Origin of the sequence: Pseudonocardia nigra, from assembly GCF_019396355.1 — a bacterium.
Classification (GTDB): Bacteria; Actinomycetota; Actinomycetes; order Mycobacteriales; family Pseudonocardiaceae; genus Pseudonocardia; species Pseudonocardia nigra.
Map to the genome: position 1 here is coordinate 1,427 of NZ_JAHKRK010000374.1, position 2,373 is coordinate 3,799.

Consider the following 2,373-nt stretch of genomic DNA (forward strand, 5'->3'; position numbering starts at 1 on the left):
GTGGTTCATGGGGTTGGGGTGTGGTTGTGTGTTGAGTGTTGCATAGTGGATGCGAGCATCTTGTTGTGAACAAGTGTGTAAGGGCACACGGTGGATGTCTAGGCATCAGGAGCCGATGAAGGACGTGGGAGGCCGCGATAGGCCTCGGGGAGCTGTCAACCGAGCTGTGATCCGAGGATGTCCGAATGGGGAAACCCGGCACCCGTCATGGGGTGTCACCGGCAGCTGAATTCATAGGCTGTCGGGGGGAACGTGGGGAAGTGAAACATCTCAGTACCCACAGGAAGAGAAAACAACCGTGATTCCGTGAGTAGTGGCGAGCGAAAGCGGATGAGGCTAAACCTTGGTCGCGTGATAGCCGGCAGGCGTTGCGGTCGGGGTGTTGTGGGACGTGGTCGTGTGGACTCTGCCGGGTCTGCGAGGCTGTTGTGTGGTGTTAGTGGAAGACTTCTGGAAAGGGTCGCCGTAGTGGGTGAGAGCCCCGTACGCGAAAACGCCATGCGCGGTCTGGATTGTGTTCCCGAGTAGCAGCGAGCTCGTGGAATTTGCTGTGAATCTGCCGGGACCACCCGGTAAGCCTAAATACTCCCTGGTGACCGATAGCGGACTAGTACCGTGAGGGAAAGATGAAAAGTACCCCGGGAGGGGAGTGAAATAGTACCTGAAACCGTGTGCCTACAAGCCGTCAGAGCCTTTTGGGTGATGGCGTGCCTTTTGAAGAATGAGCCTGCGAGTTATGCTTTGTGGCGAGGTTAACCCGTGTGGGGTAGCCGTAGCGAAAGCGAGTCCGAATAGGGCGGTTGAGTCGCGGGGTATAGACCCGAAGCGGAGTGATCTACCCATGGCCAGGGTGAAGCGACGGTAAGACGTCGTGGAGGCCCGAACCCACCAGGGTTGAAAACCTGGGGGATGAGCTGTGGGTAGGGGTGAAAGGCCAATCAAACTCCGTGATAGCTGGTTCTCCCCGAAATGCATTTAGGTGCAGCGTCGTGTGGTGGATGCCGGAGGTAGAGCACTGGATGGGCTAGGGGGCCGACAAGCTTACTGAACTCAACCAAACTCCGAATGCCGGTATTTCTAGCGCGGCAGTGAGACTGCGGGGGATAAGCTTCGTAGTCGAGAGGGAAACAGCCCAGATCACCGGCTAAGGCCCCTAAGCGTGCGCTAAGTGGGAAAGGATGTGGGATCGCCCAGACAACCAGGAGGTTGGCTTAGAAGCAGCCACCCTTTAAAGAGTGCGTAATAGCTCACTGGTCAAGTGGTCCTGCGCCGACAATGTAGCGGGGCTCAAGCGCACCGCCGAAGCCGTGGCAATACCACATGAGATCCGCCGGCGCCCTTGTGGGTGTGGGTGTAGTCGTGGTGTTGGGTAGGGGAGCGTCGTGCATCCGGTGAAGCGGCCGAGTGATCGAGTCGTGGAGGGTGTGCGAGTGAGAATGCAGGCATGAGTAGCGAATGCAGAGTGAGAACCTCTGCCGCCGAATGACCAAGGGTTCCTGGGCCAGGTTAATCCGCCCAGGGTGAGCCGGGACCTAAGGCGAGGCCGACAGGCGTAGTCGATGGACAACGGGTTGATATTCCCGTGCCCGTGATAGTGCGTCCGTGCTGAGGCCGGTGATGCTGACCATCCGAACCCGCTTACCCCCTTTCGGGGGGGTTTTGTTGGGGGAGCGTGGGACCCGATCCGGTAGTAGGCAAGCGATGGGGTGACGCAGGAGGGTAGCCCCGCCAGGCGTTGGTAGTCCTGGTGTAAGCCTGTAGCCCGACATCCAGGTAAATCCGGGTGTCATGCAGGGTGAGAGGTGATGCGTAGCCGATTGAGGCGAAGTAGGGTGATCCCATGCTGCCGAGAAAAGCCTCTAGCGAGTGCTGTTGCGGCCCGTACCCTAAACCGACACAGGTGGTCAGGTAGAGAATACCGAGGCGATCGAGTGAACTGTGGTTAAGGAACTCGGCAAAATACCTCCGTAACTTCGGGAGAAGGAGGGCCGTCTGGCTTGAAGCCCTTCGCGGGCTAGGGCGGGGCGGCCGCAGAGACCAGGCCCAAGCGACTGTTTACTAAAAACACAGGTCCGTGCGAAGTCGCAAGACGATGTATACGGACTGACGCCTGCCCGGTGCTGGAACGTTAAGAGGACCTGTTAGTCCCTTCGGGGGCGAAGCGGAGAATTTAAGCGCCAGTAAACGGCGGTGGTAACTATAACCATCCTAAGGTAGCGAAATTCCTTGTCGGGTAAGTTCCGACCTGCACGAATGGCGTAACGACTTGGGCGCTGTCTCGACCACAGACTCGGCGAAATTGCACTACGAGTAAAGATGCTCGTTACGCGCGGCAGGACGGAAAGACCCCGGGACCTTTACTACAGCTTGGTA

General features: G+C 58.2%; 2 rRNA genes (1 of these 2 running past the window's edge). Both read left to right on the plus strand.

Annotation, left to right across the window (positions count from 1 at the left end):
* Positions 1 to 66: ribosomal RNA gene (locus KME75_RS40475) — 16S ribosomal RNA — on the plus strand (it extends 1,308 nt beyond the left edge of the window).
* A 1-nt stretch (position 67) separates the two neighbouring features.
* Positions 68 to 2,373, plus strand: a 23S ribosomal RNA gene (locus KME75_RS40480); the annotation flags it as partial.